A 23245-nucleotide genomic window follows, 5' to 3' on the forward strand; every position below is an offset into this window, starting at 1 on the left:
CTGCTCCGTGCCCGGCCCCCGGGCACCGCCCGGCGGCGGCCCGCCTCCGCACCGGGCCGCCGCCGTGCCGCCGCCGGGTCCGCCCCGGCGCCCGCCACCGGCTCATCCGCAGCCGCCGGCGTGCCCCTCGTCCAGGCCGTACGTGGCGATGTACCCGTTCTCGGCCGTCCCCGGCACGGCCAGTCCGCTCAACGCGTCGACGTAGTCGGCCAGCAGGTCCGTCCAGGCCGTCCCGTTGCCATTCAGCAGCAGCTCCTGGTCACCGGCCGCACTGCGTTCGATCCGGCTCAGAATGTCCAGCGGGTGTTCCACGCGGACTTCCTCGTACATGGTTTCCTCCTGTGCTGGCGGGCCTCTTCCGGGCCCGGTGCCGGGCCCCGCACCACCAGAGTGGGAGCACCCGCTGTACTCGCTCTCCTCCGCTTCTTGCGCCGCCGGTACAGAACCGGTGCAGCTGCGCCGTATCCCCCTGCGGCAGCCTCCCGTCATGACCACCGACGCCGAACTGCCCACCCCCCTCGGCCGCATCCTGATCGTGGGCGGCACCCTCACCGCCTGGATCGCCGCGGCCCGGCTGGCCTCGGCCCTCCGGGGCACGGTCCGCGTCACGGTCGTGGAAACCCCCGCTCCCCCCGCCGAGCGGGTCACCGCCCTGTCGCCGGCCTTCCGGCACGACTTCTTCGACCGCCTGGGCACCCCGGAGAGCACCTGGATGCGGGCCTGCTCGGCGTCCTTCGACGCGGCGACGAAGTACACCGGCTGGCGGCCGGGCCCGGTCTACCTGCCCGGTCCCGCCGCACCCCCCAGCTGCGAGGGCTTCCCGCTCACCGACTTCTGGCACCTGCGCCGCCGCGCCGGCCGCACCACCGAACCGGTCGACCACGCCTGCTTCGTCACCCCGCCGCTGCTGGACGCGCGCCGGTCACCGCGCTGGTTCGACGGCCGGGCCGCGTTCCCGTACGGCTGGCACGCGGACGCCGTCCTGCTGACGCGCTTCCTGCGCCGGACGGCGGTCCAGGGCTGCGGCGTCCGGCTGCGCACCGCCGCCGTGCTGGGCGCCGACCGCGACGGGACCGGCCGGATCACCGCCCTGCAGACCACCCGCGGCCGCGAGCGGGCCGACCTGTTCCTGGACTGCACCGGCCCGGCGGCCCTGCTGCTGACCGGCGTCCTGCACGAGCCGTTCGTCCCGGCCGCCGGCCACGCCCCCGCCGACCGCACCGTCTCCGTCGTCCTGCCGCACGACACGGCCCGCCTCGGCATCGAGCCCTACGCCACGGTGACCGCACTGCCCGAGGGCCGGCTCTGGCGGCGTCCGCTCCCCGGCCGCTGCGCCGCCGCCCTCGGCTACGCGAGCACCCGGACCAGCCCCGAACAGGCCGCCCGCGCCCTCCTCGACGCCGTCGGCCGCCCCGGGGCCGACGTCACCCGCACCGCCGCCGCCCCGGGCCGTCTGCGCCGCAGCTGGGTCGGCAACTGCCTGGCGCTCGGCGCCGCCGCCGGCACCGCCGACCCCCTGGCCGAGGACCACGCCGCCACCCTCGACCTGCTGGACCGGCTGCTCCGGGACCTCCCCTCCCGGACCTCCCCCGACGCCCCCGCCGCCCGCTTCAACACCGCCGCCGCCGCCCACCACGAGCACGCCCTGGACCTCGCCCGGATCCGCCACTTCACCTCGCCGGCCGGCCGCGACGACCACTCCCGGCTCCCCGCCCGCCTGCGCTCCGTACTCCGCGCCCACAGCACCGGGCTCACCCCCGCCCCCGACGAACTCCCGCTGCGCGCCCTGCTGACCGCCCTCACGCCGCACACCGCCGCGCCGCCCCCGTCGCTCGCCCACCACCCCCACGCCGTCCGCACCGCGGAGGACGCCTTCACCCGGATCAAGCGCCACCAGCGCACCCTCCTGGAGACCCTCCCCCCGGCGCACAGCTACCTGAGCCACCTCACCGCCACGCCCGCACCGGCCACACTCCGACCCGCCCGTCCCACCGCCGACGCCCCGGGCGGCCCGGCGAGTTGAACGGGCCCGGTCGGAAGCGGGCCGGAAGCATCGGCGCCTTTCCCCTCCGCTTCCGATGCAGTGGCGGACCGAGTGGCGGGTGGTGCGTCGGGCCGCGTCGGGGCGAGGGCCCGCCACCCGCCCGAAGGACCTCGACCCCGGTGGGGCGTGCGTCAGCCGCGTTTCGCGGCAGCCGAGTTGCACGGCGCGCCGGCCGCGCCGAGTTGCAGGGCGCGCCGACCGCGCCGACCGCGGGCGCACGGAGAAGGTCGCCCACCCGACAGAAGGCAATGGGGCAGGCACGAACGACCGACGGCCCGGTGCCGGAGCGCAGCGGATTCCCGGCCCGGCGCGACGAACCGCCGACCCCCACCCGCGCCCCGCACCGGCCCCGATCATGACGAAGGGCGCCCTCCAGCTCGGAGGACGCCCAGGTCGGGAAGCATCTGATCGTGTGGGCCGCCAGGGGCTCGAACCCTGAACCTACGGATTAAAAGTCCGCAGCTCTGCCAATTGAGCTAGCGGCCCTCGGCCGTCCCGTGCGGGGTCGGCCACCGAGGATCCTACCCGGTGGGGCCCAGGGCTCCGCCAGTGGATTGCGGGGCGCGCCGGGCGCCCGACTGCCGGGGCGCCCGGCCGGGCGGGCGGTACCGGCGGGCCGGGCGGTGCTCACGGGGCGGGCGGGGTGAAGTGGGCGGCGCGGACGCGGCGGAGCCAGGCCTCGGCGGGGCGCGGATCGGGGGCGGCGGGCAGGGCCCCGGGGCGCGCGAAGCGCTCGGCGGCCGCCGCGAGCAGCGCCTCCGCGGCGGCGGGGTGGTCGGCGATGCGTTCGCCCAGCTCCCGGACGCGTTCGGGGGCGGAGCCGACGAGTCGGACGACGTTCTCGCCGGTCTCGTGGAGCCGGATCCCCTGCTCGGTCAGGCGGACGAGGTGCCGGGCGTACTTGGCGGCCCGCCGGTGGGTGGCGGGGTCGGCGGGATCCCGGGCCCGGAGCTTGCGGAACTGCTGGTCGGCATAGCCGAGATAGGAGTTGCGGACGGCCTTCGCGCTCAGGAACGACGCCCGGATGGCGATCAGCTCCTCGCCCAGCGGGCTGCGGGTCTCGTACAGCTCCCCCGGCAGCCAGACCAGTTCGGATGCGGTCGGGTTGCAGGTGAGGGCGAGCCGGCACCACTTGGCGGCCTCGTGCAGGGTCACGTCCGGGCCGGTGGTGACGTGCGATTCGGCCGGCCGGTGCAGGCCGTGGAAGTCCTCGGTCGGGGCGGCGAAGAGGCCGAGCCGATCGATGTCGGAGCCCGCGTGGGCGAAGCCGTACGCGGTCGAGCCGACGACGCCCGAGAGCAGCACGGTGCCCCGGGTGAGGGCGGGGTCGGGGTCGGGGTCGGGGTCCATGGTTCTCCTTCGTCCGGTCCGGGTGCGTCGCCCCGGCGCGGTCAGAGGAGTGTGCCGTGCGCGGGCCGTGCCGGGCGAGCGAATTCCGGCCCCGGCGGGCCCGGGCGGGGCGGTATCGTTCGGGCCATGACCGACTCAACTTCCGCGGCCGGCAACGAAGTCGTCCTCATCACCGGCGCCGGCCGGGGCATCGGCGCCGCCACGGCCCTGCTCGCCGCCCGGCGCGGCCACCGGGTCTGCGTCAACTACCGGGCCGACGAGGCGGCGGCCACCGCCGTGGTCGAGGCGATCCGGGCCGCGGGCGGCACCGCGCTGGCCGTCCGGGCGGACGTCACCCGCAGCGCCGAGGTCGAGCGGCTGTTCGCCACCGTGGACGCCGAACTCGGCCCGCTCACCGCCCTGGTGAACAACGCCGGGACGCTGGAGAAGCAGAGCCGGCTGGAGGAGATCGACGAGGACCGGCTGAACCGGATCTGGGCCTCCAACATCACCTCCGCCTTCCTCTGCGCCGCGCAGGCCGTCCGCCGGATGTCCACCCGGCACGGCGGGGCGGGCGGCACCATCGTCAACGTCTCCTCCGCCGCCTCCCGGCTCGGCTCGCCGAACGAGTACGTCGACTACGCGGCCGCCAAGGGCGCCGTCGACTCGATGACCCGCGGGCTGGCCCTGGAGGTCGCCGCCGAGGGCATCCGGGTCAACGCCGTGCGGCCCGGCCTGATCCACACCGACATCCACGCGCTCGGCGGGGAACCCGGACGGGTCGACCGGGTCGCCCCCGACCTGCCGATGCGGCGCGGCGGGCAGCCGGAGGAGGTGGCGGAGGCGATCCTCTTCCTGATCTCCCCGGCCTCCTCGTACATGACCGGCGGGTTCCTCGACGTCGCCGGCGGGCGCTGAGCGGGGAGGGCTGACGGACGGGCTGACCGGCGGGCGCCGAGCACGGCGGGCACGGCGCCCGTGCGGACGGCCGGCCGCAGAACCGCGCGGTCCGTTTCCTTCCCCCGGCAGACCCTCAGTCCGTACGGTGGAGCCCATGACCGACGACCTGCCGGACCGCGAACCCGACCTGCCGTCCGCCTTCCTCGACATCCCCGGTGTGCGCAACTTCCGTGACGCCGGTGGCGTCGGCTCCCTGCGCAAGGGCGTGCTGTACCGCTCCGGGTCCTTCCACACCCTCAAGCCGGAGGGTGCCCAGCGCCTGAAGGACCTCGGCCTGCGCGTCGTGATCGACCTGCGCAGCCCCTTCGAGCTGGAGGTCTGGCCCGACCTGCGGCACGGGCTCGGCCACGAGACGCTCAACCTCCCCACCCTGCCCGCCGACCGCGAGGACGTCGAACACCCCTGGCCCGAGAGCCAGGAGACGCTCTACCCCTTCATGGCCGCGACCGCCGGCCCGTCCCTGGTCGCCGCGATCCGCCGGCTCGGCGCCCCGGGCGGCGTCCCGGCCGTCGTCCACTGCGCGGTCGGCAAGGACCGCACCGGTCTGACCATCGCCGTCGTGCAGTCCCTGCTGGGCGCCTCCGAGGCCGACATCACCGCCGACTTCCTGCTCTCCAACGCCGGGCTGGGCCTCCTCGACGGCCCCACGCCCTACGTGGACGAGACCGGCACCGAGCGCGTCTCCCGGCCCATCTCCACCCCGCTGCTCGCCTCGTCCCTCGACTGGATCCGCACCCACCACGGCTCCGTCACCGACTACCTGCGCACCCACGGCACCACCGACGCCGACCTCGACGCCCTGCGCACCAACCTCTCCGCCTGACCGAACGACGCCCCCGCCCGTCCGCCCCGGCCCGCCGGCCTCAGTCCTGGGCCTCAGTCCTGCCGCTCCAAGTACCACCACTGGGCGGGGGTGTCCTCGTCCTCGCGCTGTTCGACGGGGGCGCCCGGGGTGGTGGCGGTCAGTGGCTTGCCGCTGATGAAGCTGGTGAGGGTGTAGGTGCCGGGGGCGTCGAGGTGGTGTTCGAGGAGCCACTCCTGGGCGCCGAAGGCGTTGGCGGACCACTGCTGGATCGGTACGCCGTCCTCCGGGGAGGCGCCGGTGACGTCCAGGCGCTTGCCGCTGCCGACGTTCTCGAAGTGGTACAGCGCCCCGCCGGGGTGGACGGCGTGGAGGTGCCAGAGCTGGGCGTCGGAGCCGTCCTCGGCTCCCAGCCGGACCTTCGCCCCGCTGCGGCGGCTGCCGTCGGCGACCTCCAGCAGCAGTCCGCTGCCGACGTTGCGCACCCGGTAGCGGCCGTCCGTGATCACGTGATCAGTCACGGGCCGAGTCTCTCACCGGGTACCGACACGCCCCGGTACCCCGGCGGCCCGCGCGGTCTCGGCCGGCTCCGCGGGCTCGGCCGGCGTGCCGGGCTCCCCGGCCGGGGCCGCCTTCCCGCCCTGCGCGGCCTCGAACCAGAAGGCCGCCGCGAGCACGCCCGCCACCGCGGCCACCTCGGCCAGCGCGGAGACGCCGGTGCCCAGCGGGACGGCCGCCACCAGCAGGGCCGCCGCGACCAGCCGGGGCAGTTGGGGGGCGAGCCCGAAGGTGCGGCGGACGGCGGTGTTGACGGCGAGGAAGAGCGCGACGCCGCCGGCCAGCGCGGCCGCCTGGCCGAGGGTGATCGGCGCGTCCGGGTGCGCCACGGCGGACTTCACGCCGGCGGCGAAGAGCAGGACGCCGAGCAGCAGCCCGTAGTGGCCGAGGTTGTAGACGCTGACCGCGAGCCGGTTGCGCTCGTCCGAGGGGAGCGCGGCCATGTGGTGCTCGGCGCGGGCGTCGTCGTCGCGGCCGAAGTACGCCCACCAGAGGCCGACGCAGACGGCGAGGCTGAGCAGGGCCACCGCGACCAGGGCGGCATCGAGCTCGTTGGTGCCGGCGCCGACGCCGATGGCGATCACGGACTCGCCGAACGCGATGATCACGACCAGTCCGTGCCGCTCGACGAAGTGGTCGGCGCGGAGCTGGAACTGCGGCAGGTCGACGAGCCGGGGTATCGCGATCTGCAGGGCGAAGGCGGCCGTCCAGAAGGCCAGTTGGGCGGTGCCGGTGAGGTAGCCGCCGGTCACCACCAGGCCGGTGTTCAGCAGGTTGAGCCCGCCCATCCGCAGGACGGCGCCGAGCGCCACGCCGGAGGCCGCGAACATGCCGGTGTGCACGGCCACGACCAGCAGGTACGCCCAGCCGAAGGCGACGCCGCTGCCCTCGAAGGCGTGCGGGACGGACAGCGAGATCACCAGGAAGCCGGCCATGGCGAGCAGCAGCAGACCGCGGCGGCCGTGGGTGCGGGGCGGCATCGCGTTGGTCAGCCAGATGAAGGCGTCGTACATCCACCAGATCACCGCCAGCATCACCACCACCTGGGCGAGCCCGCCGGCGGTGAGGTGGTGGACCAGACTTCCGGTCAACTGGGTGATGGTGAAGACGAAGACGAGGTCGAGGAAGAGTTCGAGCGGGGCCACCCGCAGGGCGGGTTCCGCCTCGGCCGCGAAGGGGGCCGACAGGGTTCTGGGCACGGTCACCGCGCGAGTATGCGGCACACCACCCGGTCCGCGCGGGCGTTTTCGGCACTCGGACATCTGTTCTTCCCGTCTCTGCACCGCTCCGGTCCCACCCCGCGCCGCCCGGCCCCGCCCCGGACCCCACCCGGGCCGACGCCCCGTCAGGGCGGGCGCCTATGCTGCGGCGAATGGTGTCCGACCGAATTCCCCCGCACGACGGGTCCGCGGATCCGTCCGGCCGTCAGCAGCCGACCCTCGACGACGTGATCACCGCGCTGGAGACGGCGCACGAGAGCGCCGACACGGAGCGCTTCGAAGCCGCGTTCCGCCTGGCGGGAGGGCTGCTCGGACCAGCCGACAGCCGCGAGTCGGCGGCGGCGGGCCCGCGGCTCGCCGCGCTGCTGCCGGCCGCCCCGCCGTTCGAACGGGCCCACCTGGCCATGATGGTGGGCGCCTGCGTGGAGCGCGGTGCCGATCCGGTGGCCTGCGCCGACCAGGTGCTGGCCGGCCTGCGGGAGGCGCTCACCGGCGCGCTGCTGCTGATCGGCCGCTGGGCGGAGACCGGCGGCGGCGAGCTCCCGGACCCGGACGCCGACAGCCCGGGAGAGGCGCACGCGCGGATCGCCGATCCGGGGGACCCGGACGCCTGGCCCGCCCACCGGGCGGTGATCGGCTGGTGGACGCTGCACCTGTGGCAGATGGCCTCGTTCGCGGTGTACACGCACGCCGCCGTCCGCGGCTCGGCCCGGGCCGGCGGGGTCACGGCCGTACTGGCCGAGCTGGTCGAGCGGTACGGCGACGGGCCGCACGACCTCAAGGGCCTGCTCCACCTGATGCGGACCCTGGACGACGAGCCGCTGCTGGTGCTGGACCGCCCGAGCGGCACCGGCTACCTCGTCCGGATGGACGGCCTGACCGACAACTTCCAGCTGCACACGCTGCTGGCCGAGCTGCTGATCGGGGGCGGGCACCTGCCGGGCACCCGCCCCGACCCGGAGGCGGTCGCCCTCAGCCGGACCGCCGAGGTGGACGGTCGGCGCCGGGTCACCGCGCTGGGCACGTTCAACCTGCTCGCCCCGGACGGCTCGTGGATCTGGAACGAGGGCACTCCCGACGACATCCCGGTGGTGGACGGCGTCCGCACCCTGGTGCTGGAGCCGCAGCCGTACGAGCGGAGCTGGTCGGCCGGCCGGTTCATCCAGCAGGTCCCCGGCGACCTCCGGCTGGAGCGGGTGCTGACCCCGGCCGAGGCGGCCGGGCTGATCTCCCGGACGGCTCCGGCGCACCCGTTCGAGCAGGCGTTCCACTAGCTCGGGTGGCCCCCGGGGGCCCGGGGCGGGGCGGCCGGGGGCCCGGGCGGGGCGGCCGGGGGCCCGGGCGGGGCTTCCGGTCCGGCGGCCGGGCCGTGCCGCGGGCGGGTTATGGTCGGGTGGTCCACGGAGTCCGAGATGTCTGCAAGGAGTGGAGTCGACCATGGCGAGGATCCCGAACGTGCTCCGGGCCGCGGCGCCGGCCGCCCTCACCGCCGCGAGCGGCCTGGTCGGCGGTTACGGCGTCGCCCGGTGGACCGGCCGGCGTGAACTGGGCGGCGCAGTGCTGGCCGTGGCCGGGGCCGGCGCCGCCGCGCAGTGGCACCGGCGCTCGGGGGCGGCCACCGCGGCCGCGCTGACCGGGCTGTACGTGGTGGCGTTCGGCGGCTCGCACCCGCTGGCGAAGAAGATCGGCGCCTGGCCGTCCGTGCTCGCCGTCACCGGGGTGGTCGCCGCCGCTTCGACCGCCGCGACCGCCCTGACCGCGCGCAAGCACTGACGACGCGAGCACTGACGACGCACGCCCGCCCTCCACAGCGGGCCCGACGCCGCCTCACCCGGCCGCACCGGCGCGGCCGTCCGTCACCCGGCGGCCGCGCCGAACCGTGCCTCGAAGGCGGCCCGGTTGGCCGAGACGGGCGTGCGGTCCCAGACCGCGAACACCACGCGTTCGAAGGCCGCGCCGTACTGCTCCAGGGCCGTCGCGAAGGCCTCGGCCACCTGCGCCGGGTCGTTGCGGAACACCCCACAGCCCCAGGCCCCGAGCACCAGCGTGGACAGCTCGTGCCGGGCCGCCGCCGCGAGCACCCGGACGGCCCGCCCGGCGAGCACGCCGCGGACGTCCGTCCCGGCCGAACGCAGCTCCAGCTGGCCCGCGTTGGGTGCCGGTGAGGTCAGGAAGGTCACCGGGTACGGCTGCGCCAGCAGGGCGCCGTCCGCGCCCCGGACCACCGGCACGTCGGGCGAGACGATCACCCGGTGGCTGTACCGCAGGTCGGTGGAGGCGCGGTGCGCCTCGTAGTAGTCCGGCGCCTCCAGCAGGCAGGTGTAGAGCAGCGCGCTGCGGCAGAGGTCCTCCTCCTGGGCGCGGGCGCCCCGCAGGTAGCCGCCGCCCGGGTTCCGCGCGGAGGCGAAGTTGAGCACGCCCACCCGCCCGGCCCCGGACCCGACCAGCCGCCGGGCGGCCTGGATGCTGCCCTCGGCCGTCACCTCGACCGCCCCCGCCCCCGGCCCGGGCGCCCCGGACCGGAGCAGCGCGTCCAGCGCCTCCGGCGTGTACGACACCGTCCCCGCCCTGGCCGCGGCCAGCTCCTCCGCCACCCGGACGAGCTCGCCCCCGGCGGCCCGGTAGCTCCCCCGCCCGACGATCTCCTCGTTCACTGCCGCCACGTGATGCAGTCTGCTGCTCATGTCCGCGACCGTACGGGACGGGGCCGCCCGCGCGCCACAGGTTATTCTCACCAGAAGAACAACAGCGCCGCACCCCGTCCGGGGCCCCGCCCGACGGACGCCCCGGGCCCCGGACGCCCCGGGCCCCGGGAACGCCGACGGGCCCGCCCCACCGAAGTGGAGCGGGCCCGAAGGTCAGGACGTGCTACGCGTTACGCGCTGCGCGGCGTCAGTTCTTCCAGCGCGGCTTGCGGTCGTCGCGGTTGAAGCCGCCCGAGCCGGCGGAACCGGCCGAGCCCGAGTTGAAGCCACCGGAGCGGCCGCCGCGGTCGTCACGGTCACGGTTGAAGCCGCCGGAGGCCTGCGGGCGGCCACCGGAGCGGTGGTCGTCCCGGCGGGAGAACGGACGGCTGCTGCCGGCGCTGCCGCCACGCTCGTCGCGGTCCCGGCCGAACGCCGGACGGTCACCGAAGGAACGGGCCGGACGGTCGCCGAAGGAACGGGCGCCGCGGTCGTCACGGTCACGGTTGAAGCCGCCACCGCGGTTGTCACGGTCACCGAAGGAACGGCCACCACGGTCGTCACGGTCACGGTTGAAGCCGCCGCCACGGTTGTCACGGTCACCGAAGGAACGGCCACCACGGTCGTCACGGTTGAAACCGCCACCCGAACGGGCGCCGCGGTCGTCACGGTCACGGTTGAAGCCGCCACCGCGGTTGTCACGGTCACCGAAGGAACGGCCACCGCGGTCGTCACGGTCACGGTTGAAGCCGCCGCCACGGTTGTCACGGTCACCGAAGGAACGGCCACCACGGTCGTCACGGTTGAAGCCGCCGCCCGAGCGGGCGCCGCGGTCGTCACGGTCACGGTTGAAGCCGCCACCGCGGTTGTCACGGTCACCGAAGGAACGGCCACCACGGTCGTCACGGTCACGGTTGGACGCGGGGCGCTCGGTACGCGCCTCGCGGTACGCCGGAGCGCGCTCCTCGGCCACCGGCGCGACGGTCTCGGCGGGCGCCTCGACGGCCTCGGCGGAGTCGGCCTCGGCGGCCGGCGCCTCGTCCTCGATGCCCAGCTCGGCACGCTCGCGGGCGGCCCGGGCGGCCAGGCGGTCGGCCTCCTCGCGCAGCTCGGTGGTGCGGCGCTGCGCGCGCTCCAGCTGGCGGGTCATGTCGGCGAGCTCGCGCTCGGCGGCACCGGCGATGCCGGCCGCGCTCTCGGCCTGGACCTCGATCAGCGAACGGGCGCCGGTGATCTTGGCGACCTCGGCGTCGAAGGCGTGGTCGAGGATGTGGCGCGAGGCGTCGACGCCCGCGTCCTCCATCAGGCGGAACACACCGCGGCGCTGGTGCGGCAGCACCAGGGTGACGACGGCGCCGGAGCGGCCGGCGCGGGCGGTGCGGCCGGAGCGGTGCAGGTAGTCCTTGTGGTCACCGGCCGGGTCCACGTTCAGGACGAGGTCGATGCCGTCGACGTGGATGCCGCGGGCGGCGACGTCGGTCGCGACGACGACGTTGACGTAGCCGTCCTTGAAGTCACCGAGGACGCGGGTACGGGCGCCCTGGGTCATGCCGCCGTGCAGCGCGTCGGCCTTCACACCGGCCTCGATGAGCTGCTCGGCGACGCGGTCGGCGCCCATCTGGGTGCGGACGAAGATGATCGTGCGGCCCTTGCGGGCGGCGATCGCGTTGGTGATCGGCGCCTTGTCCTTGGGCTTCACCACGAGGATGTGGTGGGTCATGGTGGTGACCGCACCGGCCGACGGGTCGACCTCGTGGGTGACCGGGTTCTTCAGGTAGCGCTTGACCAGGGTGTCGATCTCGTTCTCCAGGGTGGCGGAGAACAGCAGGCGCTGGCCGCCGGCCGGCACCTGGTCGAGGATCTCGGTGACCTCGGGCAGGAAGCCCATGTCGGCCATCTGGTCGGCCTCGTCGAGCACGACGGTCTTGACGTCGCCCAGCTTGGCGCTGCCGCGGTTCAGCAGGTCACGCAGACGGCCGGGGGTGGCGACGAGGACGTCGACACCGCGCTCCAGCGCGTAGATCTGGTTCGACATCGAGGTGCCGCCGCAGACGACCTTCAGCTTGAGGCCGAGCACCGAGCCGAAGGGCTCCAGGGCGTCGGCCACCTGCATGGCCAGCTCGCGGGTCGGGACGAGGATCAGGCCGCGCGGGTGCTTGGGCTTGGTGCGCTCGCCGTCGGCCAGGCGGGTCAGCAGCGGCAGGCCGAAGCTGAGGGTCTTGCCGGAGCCGGTGCGGCCGCGGCCCAGCACGTCCTTGCCGGCCAGGGCGTCCGGGATGGTCGCGGCCTGGATCGGGAACGGGGTGGTGACGCCGCGCTTGGCGAGGGCACGCACGACGTCGTCGTGCAGGCCCAGGTCGCCGAAGGTGATGGTCGGCTCGGCGTCCTCGGCGGACTCCTCGACCTCGTCGGTGACCTCGTCGGTGGCGGAGTCGGCGTCCGCGGTGAACTCGACGGCCTCGGTGGCGTCGGCGGTGACGTCGATCAGCTCGGCGTCGGGGGTGGTGACATCGGCGGCGGACTCGCTCGCGGGCATGGCGAAGCGGGCGTCGTCAACGAGAGACATGCAAAACCTTCCGGAAGTGGCACGCGCCAAAGTCCGGGTTCTGTTTCACAACCGCCTCTATGCGGTCAGCCACGGATCGCCGGTACGCGCCAAGGGCGCCAGATGGGAATAGGGCGCCAATCAAATGAATCAAACGAACGATCTACCACCATAGGCGAACCTGGGGATCGGAGGCAAATGCGCTGGCCAGACCGCTAGTGCGGGCCCGTCCCCGGGCTCGGGGCCGAAGATCCGGAACTCCCGGCGGACGGCTCCTGGGTCGGCGGGGCCGTCGGGGCCGCCGTGGTGTGGCCCGGTTCGGGGGTGGCCGAGGGCCGCCCGGTGGGGCTCGCCGCCGGGCTGGTGGCCGGGCCGCCGCCGGTCCCGCCCGTCGCCCCGGCGCCGCCCCCGGGGCCGCCGCTGGCACCACCGGTCGCCCCGCCGGCAGTCGGGCCACCGGGCTGAGGTCCGGCACCGGCGCTCACGCCCCCGGCAGGCCCGTTCGCGCCGGGCGCGGCCTCCCCGGGCACCGCGTTCGGCATCTCCCCCGCGCCGTCGGCCGTGCCGTTCGCGCCGGGGGCCGCCCCACCCGGGGCCGGGCTCTGGCCCACCCCCGGCGTGCTGCCCACCTGCACGCCCCCGGCGTGCTCCGACCGCCCGGACGCACCGCCCTGGTGCGCGCCGCTGCTCGCCCCGGGCGAGCCGGCCCCGGTCCGGCCCGGCGTCCCGGTCTGCCCGACCGGCACCGCGCCGTGCTTCTCGACCGCCGCCGGTCCCACCGACATGCAGCCGGTCAGGCCCAGCCCGGCCACGGCCAGGGCGGCCGCCGCCCGCACCACGCCGTTGCGCACGGTCACCGCCCGGGGCCGGGCCTGCCGGGCCACCACCACCCGCACCACCGCGGGGCGGCCCTCCCGGGCGCCCACCTCGGCCGACTCGGCCGACTCGGCCACCTCGCGCACCGAACACACCGCACGCATCGTCGCCACCGTGCTCCCTCTTCCGCCGCCCCACCCGGGCCGCCCACCGGCCGCGCACCGCGCCCGGCCACTTCCGGTGCCCAACGCGCGCCCCGGGGCGCGGGACACGGTCTGCGCGCAGGAAGCCCCCGGCGCCCGCCGGCCCCACCGAGCCGTGCGGAGCCGTGCGGAGCCCTGTCCCCGGCAGCCCCGGCGGCCCCGCAACGCCCGTTCAGCCCCAGAGCGCCGAGGCCAGCCCCGCCCCCGCGTAGACCGCCGCCAGCCCCACCGCGACGCTGCCCGCCGCATTGGCCAGCGCGTACCGGCCGGCCCCGCCCTCGACCAGCCGCAGCGTCTCGTACGAGAAGGTCGAGTACGTGGTCAGCGCCCCGCAGAGCCCCGTCCCGAGCAGCAGTTGGACGTGCGGGGAGGCCGCCCCCGCCGCCACCGCCCCGGTCACCAGCCCCAGCACCAGGCAGCCCACCGCGTTCACCGCGAACGTGCCCCACGGGAAGACCGAGTCGTGCCGGGACTGCACCGCGCGGTCGGTCAGGTAACGCAGCGGCGCACCGACCACCGCGCCGACCACCACCAGCAGCCAGTTCACTCCCCCGCTCCCGCCCCGGGCCCGGGCTGCGGCGCCGCCCCGGCCCCGCCCCGGCCCCGCCCGACGTACCGGACCACCTCGCACGGGTCGAGCACCACCAGGCCTTCCGTCACCAGCCCGTCCAGCTCCGGCAGGAAGGCCCGCACCCGCTCCTCGGTGTCCACGATCACCACCGCCACCGGCAGGTCCTCGCTCAGGGAGAGCAGCCGCGCCGTGTGCACCAGCGAGGAGGCGCCGAACCCCTCGATCCCCCGAAACACGCTCGCCCCGGCCAGCCCGGCGGCCCGCGCCCGGTGCACGATCTCGCTGTACAGCGGGCGGTGGTGCCCGCGGTCGTTCTCGCCGACCAGCACGGTCAGCCGCAGCGCCGGCCCGCTCAGCCCCGTCATCGCCGCCCCCTTCCGCCGCGCAGCACCAGACGGCGCGTCAACCCGGCCGCCGCCCAGACCGCGGCCAGCGCCCCCAGCAGCGTCAGCCCCAGGTAGGCCACCGCCGGGCCGGGCCGGCCCCCCTCCAGCAGGCGCCGCACGTCCACCGCGTACGTGGAGAACGTGGTGAACCCGCCCAGCACGCCCGTCCCGAAGAACGGCCGCAGCAGCGGATGCGCCGGCCTCCCCTCGGTGATCACCACCAGGAACACCCCGATCACGGCGCAGCCCAGCAGGTTCACCGTCAGCGTGGTCCAGGGGAAGTCCGCCGGCCCGTCCGGCCAGAGCAGTCCGGCCGCGTACCGGGCCGAGGCGCCGACCGCCCCGCCCAGCGCCACCACCGCCACGGCCGGCCCCTGCCCGCGCAGCACCGGCGGCCGCACCGGGCCGGGCGGCGGCGGCCCCTGCCGCGCCGCGTTGTCCACCGCGCCGTCCGACGTCGTCATGGGCCCATGAAACACCGGCGCCGACCGCCTGGCACACCGTCACGCCAGACCCGACAATGATCCGGTGGAGATGACCCGGGAAGACTTCGAGATGCTGGTCAGTGACGCCCTCGACCGGATTCCCCCGCAGCTCGCGGCCATGATGGACAACGTCGCGGTGTTCGTCGAGGACGAACCCGACCCCTCCGACCCCGACCTCCTCGGCCTCTACGAGGGCACCCCGCTCACCGAGCGCGGCGAGTGGTACGCCGGAGTCCTGCCCGACCGGATCATCGTCTACCTGGGCCCGACCCTGCGGCACTGCGACACCCGCGAGCAGGTGGTCGACGAAGTCCGCACCACGGTGATCCACGAGGTCGCCCACCACTTCGGTTTCGACGACCACGAACTCGACGAGCTCGGCTGGTCCTGACCCCCGTGCGGGCCGCCCCGCCCGACCGGCGGAAACCCGTTTTGGCGTTCGGCTCGCGATCCCATATGCTTCTCGACGTCCCCGAACGCCGGAAACGGCGGGACAGGCCGCAAGCCCTCATCGTCTAGTGGCCCAGGACGCCGCCCTTTCAAGGCGGTAGCACGGGTTCGAATCCCGTTGGGGGCACGCAGTACCGTAGTACCCGTAGTACAGTGCAGTGCCGCAAGACCTAGTGGCTTCGAGCCACACAAGGTCCCGTGGAGCAGTTGGTTAGCTCGCCACCCTGTCAAGGTGGAGGTCGCGGGTTCAAGTCCCGTCGGGATCGCTCGTCTCGCAAGAGGCGGTGCAGTACGGCCAGGTAGCTCAGTTGGTACGAGCGTCCGCCTGAAAAGCGGAAGGTCGCCGGTTCGACCCCGGCCCTGGCCACCGTACTGTGAAGGCCCCGGAGAGTTCACTCTCCGGGGCCTTCTGCATGCCCGCGCACGCAGGCGCGGGCGCGGGCGCGGGCGCGGGCGGGGTGACGTCTCAGAAGCGGCGGCGCAGGCGGCGGGCGAGGAGGACCGCGCCGGCGCCGAGGGTGGCGAGGACCGCGGCGGCGACGGTCGGGGCCAGGTGGGAGCCGGCACCGGTGGTGGCGAGTTCCTCCGCGACCGGAGCGGCCCGAGTGACCGGAGCAGCCGGAGCAGCCGGGGCGGCGACCTGCGGGCCGGCGGCCGCGGCAGCGACCGGAGCGGCGGCGGCCGGCTGGGCCGGCGCCTGGGCCAAGCCGGCCGGCGCCTCGACGGCAGCCCGGGGCTTGGCCGGAGCCTTGGCGGGCGCCTTGGCAGGGGCGGCGGCCTTGGCGGGGGTGTCGACGGCGGGCGCGACGGGCACGGCGGGTGCGACGGGCACCGTCGGCTCCTGGGCCGGTGCGACGATCTCGACCTCGGCCCCCTCGCCGCAGTAGGTGGTCCCCCGGAACGGCATGGCGCCCTCGTTGACGAAGAGGCACGGGTTGATCGCGGTCGCCCCCACCGGCGTGGTCCCGTCGTACGCCACGCGCACCCGGGTCACCAGGGTCTTCCCGGCTCCGAGGGACGAGTTGCGGCCCTGCAGGTAGACGCCGACCGGCCCGTACGAGGAGCCGTCCGACACCTTCGTGAGCGTGCTCCACGTCCCGTCCGCCGTACGGACCTGCACGGTGGCGTGCGGGTCGGTGAGGAGCACGTTGCCGAGGTTGACGTAGCCGGACGGCGTCGGGTTGGCGAGCACCGCGTCGAACTCGATCGGCGCCCCGCCCGCGACCGCCGTGGCGGGCACGTAGCCGAGCGAGGTCCGGGCGGACTCCACCTCGATCGTGCCGACCTGCTCGGCCAGCTTCACCCAGGACCCCGGCACGGTCACGGCGGAGCGCAGCGAGATGGCGCGGAAGCCACCGTTGGTCGCGCCCTGGTGGGGCAGGCCCATGGGCGCGCCGATGCGCAGGTTCAGCGTGACCGTCCCGCCGGCCGGGACGGTGATGTCGTGCACCATGCCCTGGTAGCTGACGTCGTCGGGCCCGGCGCTGTACTCCAGCGGCACCGACTTCCAGGTGTTGTCCGCGACGTCCTCGTAGTCGATCGTGATCGAGTCCGGCGGGGTGCCGATCCCGCTCGTGGTCCCCAGGACGAGCGAGTACGTCGTCGCCTCGGTGCCGGAGTTGGTGAGCGTCTCGGTGAACGCGACCGGCTGCCCGGCCCCACCGATCACCGCCGGCGACCGGACGCCCAGCTCAGCGCTCCTGACGGCGTCGGCGAAGGCGGCCTGGGCCGGGAGTGCGAGCGAGCCGCAGAGTGCCGCGACGCCGATCGCGGCGGTGGCGGCAGCGGTACGACGCGAACGACGGATGCCGGCGGTGCTGGACATGGTTCCCCCTGGGGAGTGCGGTTCCGGGCACGCCGAGGACAGGCTCGGCGGAGCCGGGTGCGGATTGGGTGATGGAGCGGCCGAGGCGGCCCGTGCACTCGCTGCCACGGGCGGCGGCGGATCCCCCCGCCTCCGGAAGGTGGCCCCCTTCCGTGCCTCTCGTCCCCAAAGACGTGCGGCACCCCGGGAGGTTGCAGGTGAGTTCGAAGAATTTTCGGCGCCCACCCCCGTGCCGGTCCCCGCCGCAGGCGGGAGGCCTTGCCCCGGCCCTTCCCGTCCGTACGCTGGGCGGTCATGGATCTCGATCTCGCCCAGGTCCGGGCCTTCGCGGTGGCCGCCGAGGAGCTGCACTTCGGGCGCGCCGCCGCACGGCTGGCGATCAGTCAGCAGGCACTGTCGAAGCGGGTGGCCCGGCTGGAGGCCGCGCTCGGCGCCCGGCTGCTGGAGCGCGACGCGCGCGGCGTCGGGCTGACCGGGGCGGGGCGGCGGTTCCTGGAGCCGGCCCGGCAGCTGCTCGTCCACGCCGACCACGCGGTGGCGGCGGTGGCCTGCACCCGGCGCCCGCTGCGGATGGACGTCTGGGGTCACCTGTACGCGCCGATGCGGACGGTCGCGCAGGCCGTCGAGGGGGTGCCGGGGCTGGAGGTGGAGCCGGCCCCGGGGCGGGACCTGCCCTCGGTGGCTGCGGCGCTGCTGCGCGGCGCGGCGGACGCCGGGTTCGGCCGGGTGCACCCGCTGCCGGACGGCCGGGACGCCGGTCTGGCCCACCGGCTGGTGCGGTTGGAGCCGGTGGACGCGCTGCTGAGCACCGACCACCCGCTGGCCGGGCGGGACGTGCTGCGGCCCACCGAGCTGCGGGGCAGCGTGCTGCGCTACCCGGCCGCGGTGGACCGGCTGGACTTCCTGACCAGGTTCGCCGACCGGTTCGGCGTCGCCGCGCGGACGGGCTCGACCAATCTGGGCCTGGAGCACTTCGTGGAACGCGTGCGCACCGATCCGACGTGCTTCTCCCTCCTCCCCGCCGACTGCCCCCTCCCGGAGCTGCCCGCCGCCCCCGGGCGCCCGGGCGTGCGGACCGTCCCGCTGGCCGGCCCGACGCCGCTCTACGCCTGGTCACTGCTCTGGCGCACCGGTGACGGCGGCGCCGAGCAGCCGCACCCGCAGCTGGAGCCGCTGCTGCGGGCGTTCGGTGCGCGGGCCCGGCGCAGCCGCTGGCTGGAGTACGACCCGACCCGGGACTGGCTGCCCGGCCCCGACCGGGACGCCCTGGAGCGCTGACCGGGCCGGTCGCCCACCGCCCACCGCCCACCGCCCGGTGGGCCGGCCCCGCGCCGTCCCGGACGGGGTTCGCGCTTCCCCGGCGACGGCTGTGACACTGGAGGGGCTCGAAAACCGAGGTGCGCACCGCCGCATCTCCTTGCGAACCTAGAGGGATGCCCGCCGTGAGTTCTCCCGCAGTCCAGTCCGCCGACGCCCCCGCCGAGGGACCGAGCATCGGCGAGCTGGCCGCCCGTCTCCCCGAGCTGACCCTGCGCGACGAGGTGCGGATCGGACGCCGGTTGGAGGGGGCCCGCAAGGTCCGCAAGCCGGAGGCCCGCCAGAAGGTCGCCACCGAGATCGCCACCGACATCGACCGTGCCGAATTGCTGGTCGCGCAGCGCCGCGCGGCGGTGCCGGAGATCACCTATCCCGCCGAGCTGCCGGTCAGCCAGAAGAAGGACGACATCCTCGCCGCGATCCGCGACCACCAGGTGGTGATCGTGGCGGGCGAGACCGGCTCCGGCAAGACGACCCAGATCCCGAAGATCTGTCTGGAGCTGGGCCGCGGTGTCCGCGGTCTGGTCGGCCACACCCAGCCCCGCCGGATCGCCGCCCGGACGGTGGCGGAGCGCGTCGCGGAGGAGCTGCGGACGCCGTTGGGCGAGGCGGTCGGTTGGAAGGTCCGGTTCACCGACCAGGTGGGCCAGGACACCCTGGTGAAGCTGATGACCGACGGCATCCTGCTCGCGGAGATCCAGACCGACCGCGAGCTGCGCCAGTACGACACCCTGATCATCGACGAGGCGCACGAGCGCAGCCTCAACATCGACTTCATCCTCGGGTACGTCAAGCAGCTGCTGCCCCGCCGCCCGGACCTCAAGGTCGTCATCACCTCGGCGACCATCGACCCGGAGCGCTTCGCCAAGCACTTCGGCGACGCCCCGATCATCGAGGTGTCCGGCCGGACGTACCCGGTCGAGGTCCGCTACCGCCCGGTCGTGGACGACGCGGACGCCGAGGACGACGCCTCCGACGCCGACCGGGACCGCGACCAGATCCAGGCGATCTGCGAGGCGGCCGAGGAGCTGCAGGCCGAGGGCCCGGGCGACATCCTGGTCTTCCTCTCCGGCGAGCGCGAGATCCGCGACACCGCCGACGCGCTCAACAAGCTGAAGCTGAAGTTCACCGAAGTCCTCCCGCTCTACGCCCGGCTGAGCTCCGCCGAGCAGCACAAGGTCTTCCAGCGCTCCGGCTCCCGCCGGATCGTGCTGGCCACCAACGTCGCCGAGACGTCGCTCACCGTCCCGGGCATCAAGTACGTGATCGACCCGGGCACCGCCCGGATCTCCCGCTACAGCCACCGCACCAAGGTGCAGCGGCTGCCGATCGAGGCGATCAGCCAGGCCAGCGCCAACCAGCGCAAGGGCCGCTGCGGCCGCACCTCGGACGGCATCTGCATCCGGCTGTACTCGGAGGAGGACTTCCTCTCCCGCCCGGAGTTCACGGACGCCGAGATCCTGCGCACCAACCTGGCCTCGGTCATCCTCCAGATGACCGCCGCCGGCCTCGGCGACATCGCCGCCTTCCCGTTCCTGGACCCGCCGGACTCGCGGAACATCAAGGACGGCGTGCACCTGCTGCACGAGCTCGGCGCGCTGGACCCGGAGGAGAAGGACGTCCGCAAGCGCCTCACCCCGCTCGGCCGCAAACTGGCCCAGCTCCCGGTGGACCCGCGGATGGCCCGGATGGTGCTGGAGGCGGACCGGAACGGCTGTGTCCGCGACGTCATGGTGATCGCCGCCGCGCTCTCCATCCAGGACCCGCGCGAGCGCCCCGCCGAGAAGCGCCAGGCCGCCGACGAGCGCCACCGCCGCTTCCAGTCGGAGACGTCCGACTTCCTCTCCTATCTGGCCATGTGGCGCTACGTGCGGGAGCAGCAGAAGGAGCTGTCCTCCTCGGCCTTCCGCCGGATGTGCAAGAGCGAGTTCCTCAACTACCTGCGGATACGGGAGTGGCAGGACATCTACTCGCAGCTCCGGACGGTCGCCAAGCAGCTCGGCGTGACCATCGAGGAGCCGCATCCGGACGCGGAGCCGGACGCGGACCGGATCCACCAGTCGCTGCTGGCCGGCCTGCTCTCGCACATCGGCCTGTACGACGTGGAGAAGCGCGAGTACGGCGGCGCCCGCGGTGCCCGGTTCGCGGTCTTCCCGGGCTCCGGCCTGTTCAAGAAGCCGCCGCGCTGGGTGATGTCCGCCGAGCTGGTGGAGACGTCCCGGCTCTGGGCGCGGATCAACGCGAAGATCGAGCCGGAGTGGGTGGAGCCGCTGGCCGGCCACCTGATCAAGCGCAGTTACAGCGAGCCGCACTGGGAGAAGAAGGCCGGCGCGGTGCTGGCGTACGAGAAGGTGACCCTCTACGGGATGCCGGTCGTCGCCCAGCGCAAGGTCAACTACGGGCGGATCGACCAGGAGCTCTGCCGCGAGCTGTTCATCCGCAACGCGCTGGTCGAGGGCGACTGGGAGACCCACCACCAGTTCTTCGCCGAGAACCGCCGGCTGCTGAGCGAGGTCGAGGAGCTGGAGAACCGGGCCCGCCGCCGGGACATCCTGGTCGACGACCAGACGCTGTTCGAGTTCTACGACGGCCGGCTGCCGGACGACGTCGTCTCCACCCGGCACTTCGACTCCTGGTGGAAGAAGGCCCGGCACGACCAGCCGGACCTGCTCAGCTTCGAGAAGTCGATGCTGATCAACGACTCCGCCGACGGCGTCACCGAGGCCGACTACCCGGACCACTGGCAGCAGGGCAAGCTCCGCTTCAAGCTGACGTACCAGTTCGAGCCCGGCAGCGACGCGGACGGCGTCACCGTCCACATCCCGCTGCCGGTGCTCAACCAGGTCACCGCGGAGGGCTTCGACTGGCAGATCCCGGGCCTGCGCGAGGAGCTGGTGACCGCCTGGATCAAGTCCCTCCCGAAGGCGGTCCGGCGCAACTTCGTGCCCGCGCCCGACTTCGCCCGGGCGGCGCTGCGCCAGGTGAAGGACCGCCAGGAACCACTGCTGCCGACCCTGGAGCACGTCCTCAAGCGGCTGACGGCGGTCACCGTCCCGCCGGAGGCCTGGGACGACGAGCGGGTGCCGGACCACCTCAAGGTGACCTTCCGGGTGGTGGACGGCCGCAAGAACCTCGCCGAGTCCAAGGACCTGGAGGACCTCCGGCTCAAGCTGAAGCCCAAGCTGAAGGAGACGCTCTCCTCGGCCGCCTCCGGGCAGGGCATCGAGCAGTCGGGCCTGACCGCCTGGCCGGCCTCCCTGCCGGTCCTCCAGCGCACCTTCGAGCAGCGTTCCCGCGGCCACTCGCTGCGCGCCTACCCGGCGTTGGTGGACGAGCGGGACGCCGTCGGCATCAAGCTGTTCGACACCCCGCAGGCGCAGGCCAGGTCGATGTGGGAGGGCACCCGGCGGCTGCTGATGCTGACCACCACCTCGCCCGCCAAGTCGATCCAGGGCCGGCTGGGCAACCAGGCCAAGCTCGCGCTCTCGTACAACCCGCACGGCTCGGTGACGGCGCTCTTCGAGGACGTGGTGGCCTGTGCCACCGACCGGCTGATGACCCTGGCCGGCGGCCCGGCCTGGGACGAGGCGGCCTTCGGCAAGCTGCACGACAAGGTCCGGGCCGACGTGTACGACCTCTCGGCGGACACCACGCTGAAGGCGGCGACGGCACTGATCGCCTTCCACAAGGCGTCGAACAGGCTGAAGTCGGTGAGCAGCCCGGTGCTGCTGACGGCGGTGAACGACATCCGGCTGCACCTGGCCTCGCTGGTGCACCCGGGCTTCGTCACCGAGACCGGCTGGCAGCGGCTGCCGGACCTCAAGCGCTACCTGCTGGCGGTGGACCGCCGGCTGGAGGCGCTGCCGAACCACCCCCAGCGGGACGCCCAGCAGCTGCTGAAGGTCCAGCAGGTGCAGCAGGAGTACGGGGAGCTGCTGGCGGCCGTTCCGGCCGGGCAGGAGCCCTCCAAGGAGGTCCTGGCGATCCGCTGGATGATCGAGGAGCTGCGGGTCAGTTTCTTCGCGCAGTCGCTCGGCACTCCGACGCCGGTCTCGGAGAAGCGGATCACGAAGGCGATGGAGGCCGCCCGGGCCACGCTCTGAGCCATTGGCGGCCCGCCCTCCGGGCCCGCCGGCGGACGCTGCCGGCGGGCCGGGCGGGCCCTCGGGAGCCGGTTCGACCTGGGGGCCCACCATGGGATACGATCTGTCTTGTTCGCAGCGCAGGAAAGCAAAGCGAACGGATCGAAAAACTCTGGTCCTGTGGAGCAGTTGGTTAGCTCGCCACCCTGTCAAGGTGGAGGTCGCGGGTTCAAGTCCCGTCAGGATCGCCGTAGCCGAGAGGCCCGGAACCGTCTGGTTCCGGGCCTCTCGCCGTTTCTCCGGGCGTCCCCATACCCCGGACTAGGTCTAGACCACAAGTAACCGTCCGTGTGACCGTCGTCACTTGGCTTTTCCCGAGACGGGCCGACCCCCGACCCTCCCCGACAGCCACTAATTTAATATGTAAAATTGCACAGCTATTCACAGTAAATCCCCCCCACCCCAGGACTCTCAAATCGTTATGCGGAGTTCAACATTCCGGCCGACCGGCTTCCTCGCCGCCTTCACGGCCGCCCCGGTCCGCGGGCATGCAAAGGGGCCGCTTACCGGACCCGGCGGAGTCCGGTAAGCGGCCCCTTTGAAAGAGCCTTCGGCCTATCAGGCCTCAGTGCGCTGGGCGGGAATACCGGCCAGCAGAGCGCGCACCTCCGCCTCGCGGTAACGGCGGTGCCCGCCGAGCGTGCGAATGGACGTGAGCTTGCCAGCCTTGGCCCAACGGGTAACCGTCTTGGGGTCCACGCGGAACATGGTGGCGACCTCTGCCGGCGTCAGCAGGGGTTCAGCATCAGGGGTACGAGCGGTCATGAGCGGCCTCCTCGGGAGAACCGAACCAGGGCGGTTCTATCCTTCAAATTCTGCACCTTGGCCCGCGATGCCCGAAATGGCATAGACGGGCCGAGTCGGTTATAGGACGAACGGCTTGTCCTGGTGTCTACAACTACACCATC

General features: G+C 74.1%; 20 protein-coding genes and 5 tRNA genes. 12 read left to right on the forward strand and 13 right to left on the reverse strand.

The window, feature by feature from the left end:
- Positions 1-102: 102 nt before the first annotated feature.
- Entirely contained in the window at positions 103-330 is a 228-nt protein-coding gene (locus tag OH807_RS20070; protein ID WP_406200693.1) for a DUF6269 family protein, read from the reverse strand.
- Positions 331-487: 157 nt separating this feature from the next.
- Between OH807_RS20070 and OH807_RS20075 the strand changes: the two genes are divergently transcribed.
- On the forward strand, positions 488-2023 hold the full coding sequence (locus tag OH807_RS20075) for a tryptophan 7-halogenase (RefSeq protein WP_406200696.1): 1536 nt from the start codon (positions 488-490) through the stop codon (positions 2021-2023).
- Between the two features lie 434 nt (positions 2024-2457).
- Here OH807_RS20075 and OH807_RS20080 read toward each other — a convergent pair.
- Both OH807_RS20080 and OH807_RS20085 read right to left on the reverse strand, forming a co-directional pair.
- Positions 2458-2530 (reverse strand) — tRNA-Lys (locus OH807_RS20080).
- A gap of 141 nt (positions 2531-2671) precedes the next feature.
- A complete protein-coding gene (locus OH807_RS20085) occupies positions 2672-3394 on the reverse strand; it encodes a DNA polymerase beta superfamily protein (protein ID WP_406200699.1) in 723 nt (240 codons plus the stop codon).
- 126 nt (positions 3395-3520) lie between these two features.
- Here OH807_RS20085 and OH807_RS20090 point away from each other — a divergent pair, with 126 nt between their 5' ends.
- Both OH807_RS20090 and OH807_RS20095 read left to right on the forward strand, forming a co-directional pair.
- Positions 3521-4291, forward strand: coding sequence for an SDR family oxidoreductase (locus OH807_RS20090; RefSeq protein ID WP_406200702.1), 771 nt, complete (start codon positions 3521-3523; stop codon positions 4289-4291).
- 136 nt (positions 4292-4427) lie between these two features.
- On the forward strand, positions 4428-5156 hold the full coding sequence (locus OH807_RS20095) for a tyrosine-protein phosphatase (RefSeq protein ID WP_406200704.1): 729 nt from the start codon (positions 4428-4430) through the stop codon (positions 5154-5156).
- A 53-nt stretch (positions 5157-5209) separates the two neighbouring features.
- Here the strand turns inward: OH807_RS20095 and OH807_RS20100 are convergent, their stop codons facing one another.
- Both OH807_RS20100 and OH807_RS20105 read right to left on the reverse strand, forming a co-directional pair.
- Complete coding sequence (locus OH807_RS20100) at positions 5210-5656, reverse strand: RICIN domain-containing protein (RefSeq protein ID WP_406200706.1); 447 nt, start codon at positions 5654-5656, stop codon at positions 5210-5212.
- A 12-nt stretch (positions 5657-5668) separates the two neighbouring features.
- Entirely contained in the window at positions 5669-6898 is a 1230-nt protein-coding gene (locus OH807_RS20105; protein WP_406200708.1) for a low temperature requirement protein A, read from the reverse strand.
- A 167-nt stretch (positions 6899-7065) separates the two neighbouring features.
- On the opposite strand from OH807_RS20105, the gene OH807_RS20110 reads away from it, so the two are divergent.
- Together OH807_RS20110 and OH807_RS20115 are read left to right on the forward strand one after the other, a co-directional pair.
- Positions 7066-8187 (forward strand): hypothetical protein, encoded by a 1122-nt coding sequence (locus tag OH807_RS20110; protein WP_406200710.1) that lies wholly within the window; start codon positions 7066-7068, stop codon positions 8185-8187.
- Positions 8188-8350: 163 nt separating this feature from the next.
- Positions 8351-8686 (forward strand): hypothetical protein, encoded by a 336-nt coding sequence (locus OH807_RS20115; protein ID WP_406200712.1) that lies wholly within the window; start codon positions 8351-8353, stop codon positions 8684-8686.
- Positions 8687-8769: 83 nt separating this feature from the next.
- On the opposite strand, the gene OH807_RS20120 is transcribed toward OH807_RS20115, so the two are convergent.
- The 6 genes from OH807_RS20120 to crcB (OH807_RS20145) all read right to left on the reverse strand — a co-directional run bounded on the left by OH807_RS20120 (position 8770) and on the right by crcB (OH807_RS20145) (position 14582).
- Positions 8770-9597, reverse strand: a complete 828-nt coding sequence (locus OH807_RS20120; protein ID WP_406200714.1) for a TIGR02452 family protein — start codon at positions 9595-9597, stop codon at positions 8770-8772.
- Between the two features lie 208 nt (positions 9598-9805).
- A complete protein-coding gene (locus OH807_RS20125; protein ID WP_406200716.1) occupies positions 9806-12163 on the reverse strand; it encodes a DEAD/DEAH box helicase in 2358 nt (785 codons plus the stop codon).
- A 194-nt stretch (positions 12164-12357) separates the two neighbouring features.
- Complete coding sequence (locus OH807_RS20130; RefSeq protein ID WP_406200718.1) at positions 12358-13122, reverse strand: hypothetical protein; 765 nt, start codon at positions 13120-13122, stop codon at positions 12358-12360.
- Between the two features lie 211 nt (positions 13123-13333).
- Positions 13334-13708: a fluoride efflux transporter CrcB gene (gene crcB / locus OH807_RS20135; protein WP_406200720.1), complete on the reverse strand. Its 375-nt coding sequence runs from the start codon at positions 13706-13708 to the stop codon at positions 13334-13336.
- Complete coding sequence (locus OH807_RS20140) at positions 13705-14097, reverse strand: DUF190 domain-containing protein (protein WP_406200722.1); 393 nt, start codon at positions 14095-14097, stop codon at positions 13705-13707. The genes crcB (OH807_RS20135) and OH807_RS20140 overlap by 4 nt, the downstream gene beginning before the upstream one ends.
- The gene (gene crcB / locus OH807_RS20145) at positions 14094-14582 is read right to left on the reverse strand and encodes a fluoride efflux transporter CrcB (protein WP_406200725.1); all 489 of its coding nucleotides are present in this window, start codon (positions 14580-14582) and stop codon (positions 14094-14096) included. Before crcB (OH807_RS20145) ends, OH807_RS20140 begins: the two co-directional genes overlap by 4 nt.
- A 70-nt stretch (positions 14583-14652) precedes the next feature.
- Between crcB (OH807_RS20145) and OH807_RS20150 the strand changes: the two genes are divergently transcribed.
- The 4 genes from OH807_RS20150 to OH807_RS20165 all read left to right on the forward strand — a co-directional run bounded on the left by OH807_RS20150 (position 14653) and on the right by OH807_RS20165 (position 15420).
- Entirely contained in the window at positions 14653-14994 is a 342-nt protein-coding gene (locus OH807_RS20150) for a metallopeptidase family protein (protein ID WP_406211092.1), read from the forward strand.
- Positions 14995-15107: 113 nt separating this feature from the next.
- Positions 15108-15180: transfer RNA gene (locus OH807_RS20155), tRNA-Glu, on the forward strand.
- A 65-nt stretch (positions 15181-15245) separates the two neighbouring features.
- Positions 15246-15319 (forward strand) — tRNA-Asp (locus OH807_RS20160).
- 27 nt (positions 15320-15346) lie between these two features.
- A tRNA-Phe gene (locus OH807_RS20165) sits at positions 15347-15420 on the forward strand.
- 99 nt (positions 15421-15519) lie between these two features.
- Here the strand turns inward: OH807_RS20165 and OH807_RS20170 are convergent.
- Positions 15520-16878, reverse strand: a complete 1359-nt coding sequence (locus tag OH807_RS20170; protein WP_406200727.1) for a hypothetical protein — start codon at positions 16876-16878, stop codon at positions 15520-15522.
- Between the two features lie 294 nt (positions 16879-17172).
- Between OH807_RS20170 and OH807_RS20175 the strand changes: the two genes are divergently transcribed.
- From OH807_RS20175 to OH807_RS20185, 3 genes are all read left to right on the forward strand, one after another.
- The gene (locus tag OH807_RS20175) at positions 17173-18156 is read left to right on the forward strand and encodes a LysR family transcriptional regulator (RefSeq protein ID WP_406200729.1); all 984 of its coding nucleotides are present in this window, start codon (positions 17173-17175) and stop codon (positions 18154-18156) included.
- A 155-nt stretch (positions 18157-18311) separates the two neighbouring features.
- Positions 18312-22298, forward strand: a complete 3987-nt coding sequence (gene hrpA, locus OH807_RS20180; protein WP_406200731.1) for an ATP-dependent RNA helicase HrpA — start codon at positions 18312-18314, stop codon at positions 22296-22298.
- A gap of 153 nt (positions 22299-22451) precedes the next feature.
- Positions 22452-22525 (forward strand) — tRNA-Asp (locus tag OH807_RS20185).
- 370 nt (positions 22526-22895) lie between these two features.
- On the opposite strand, the gene bldC is transcribed toward OH807_RS20185, so the two are convergent.
- Positions 22896-23102 (reverse strand): developmental transcriptional regulator BldC, encoded by a 207-nt coding sequence (gene bldC / locus OH807_RS20190; protein ID WP_014137253.1) that lies wholly within the window; start codon positions 23100-23102, stop codon positions 22896-22898.
- Positions 23103-23245 lie beyond the last annotated feature (143 nt).

Source organism: Kitasatospora sp. NBC_01560, assembly GCF_045208415.1.
In the GTDB taxonomy this organism is placed as follows: Bacteria; Actinomycetota; Actinomycetes; order Streptomycetales; family Streptomycetaceae; genus Kitasatospora.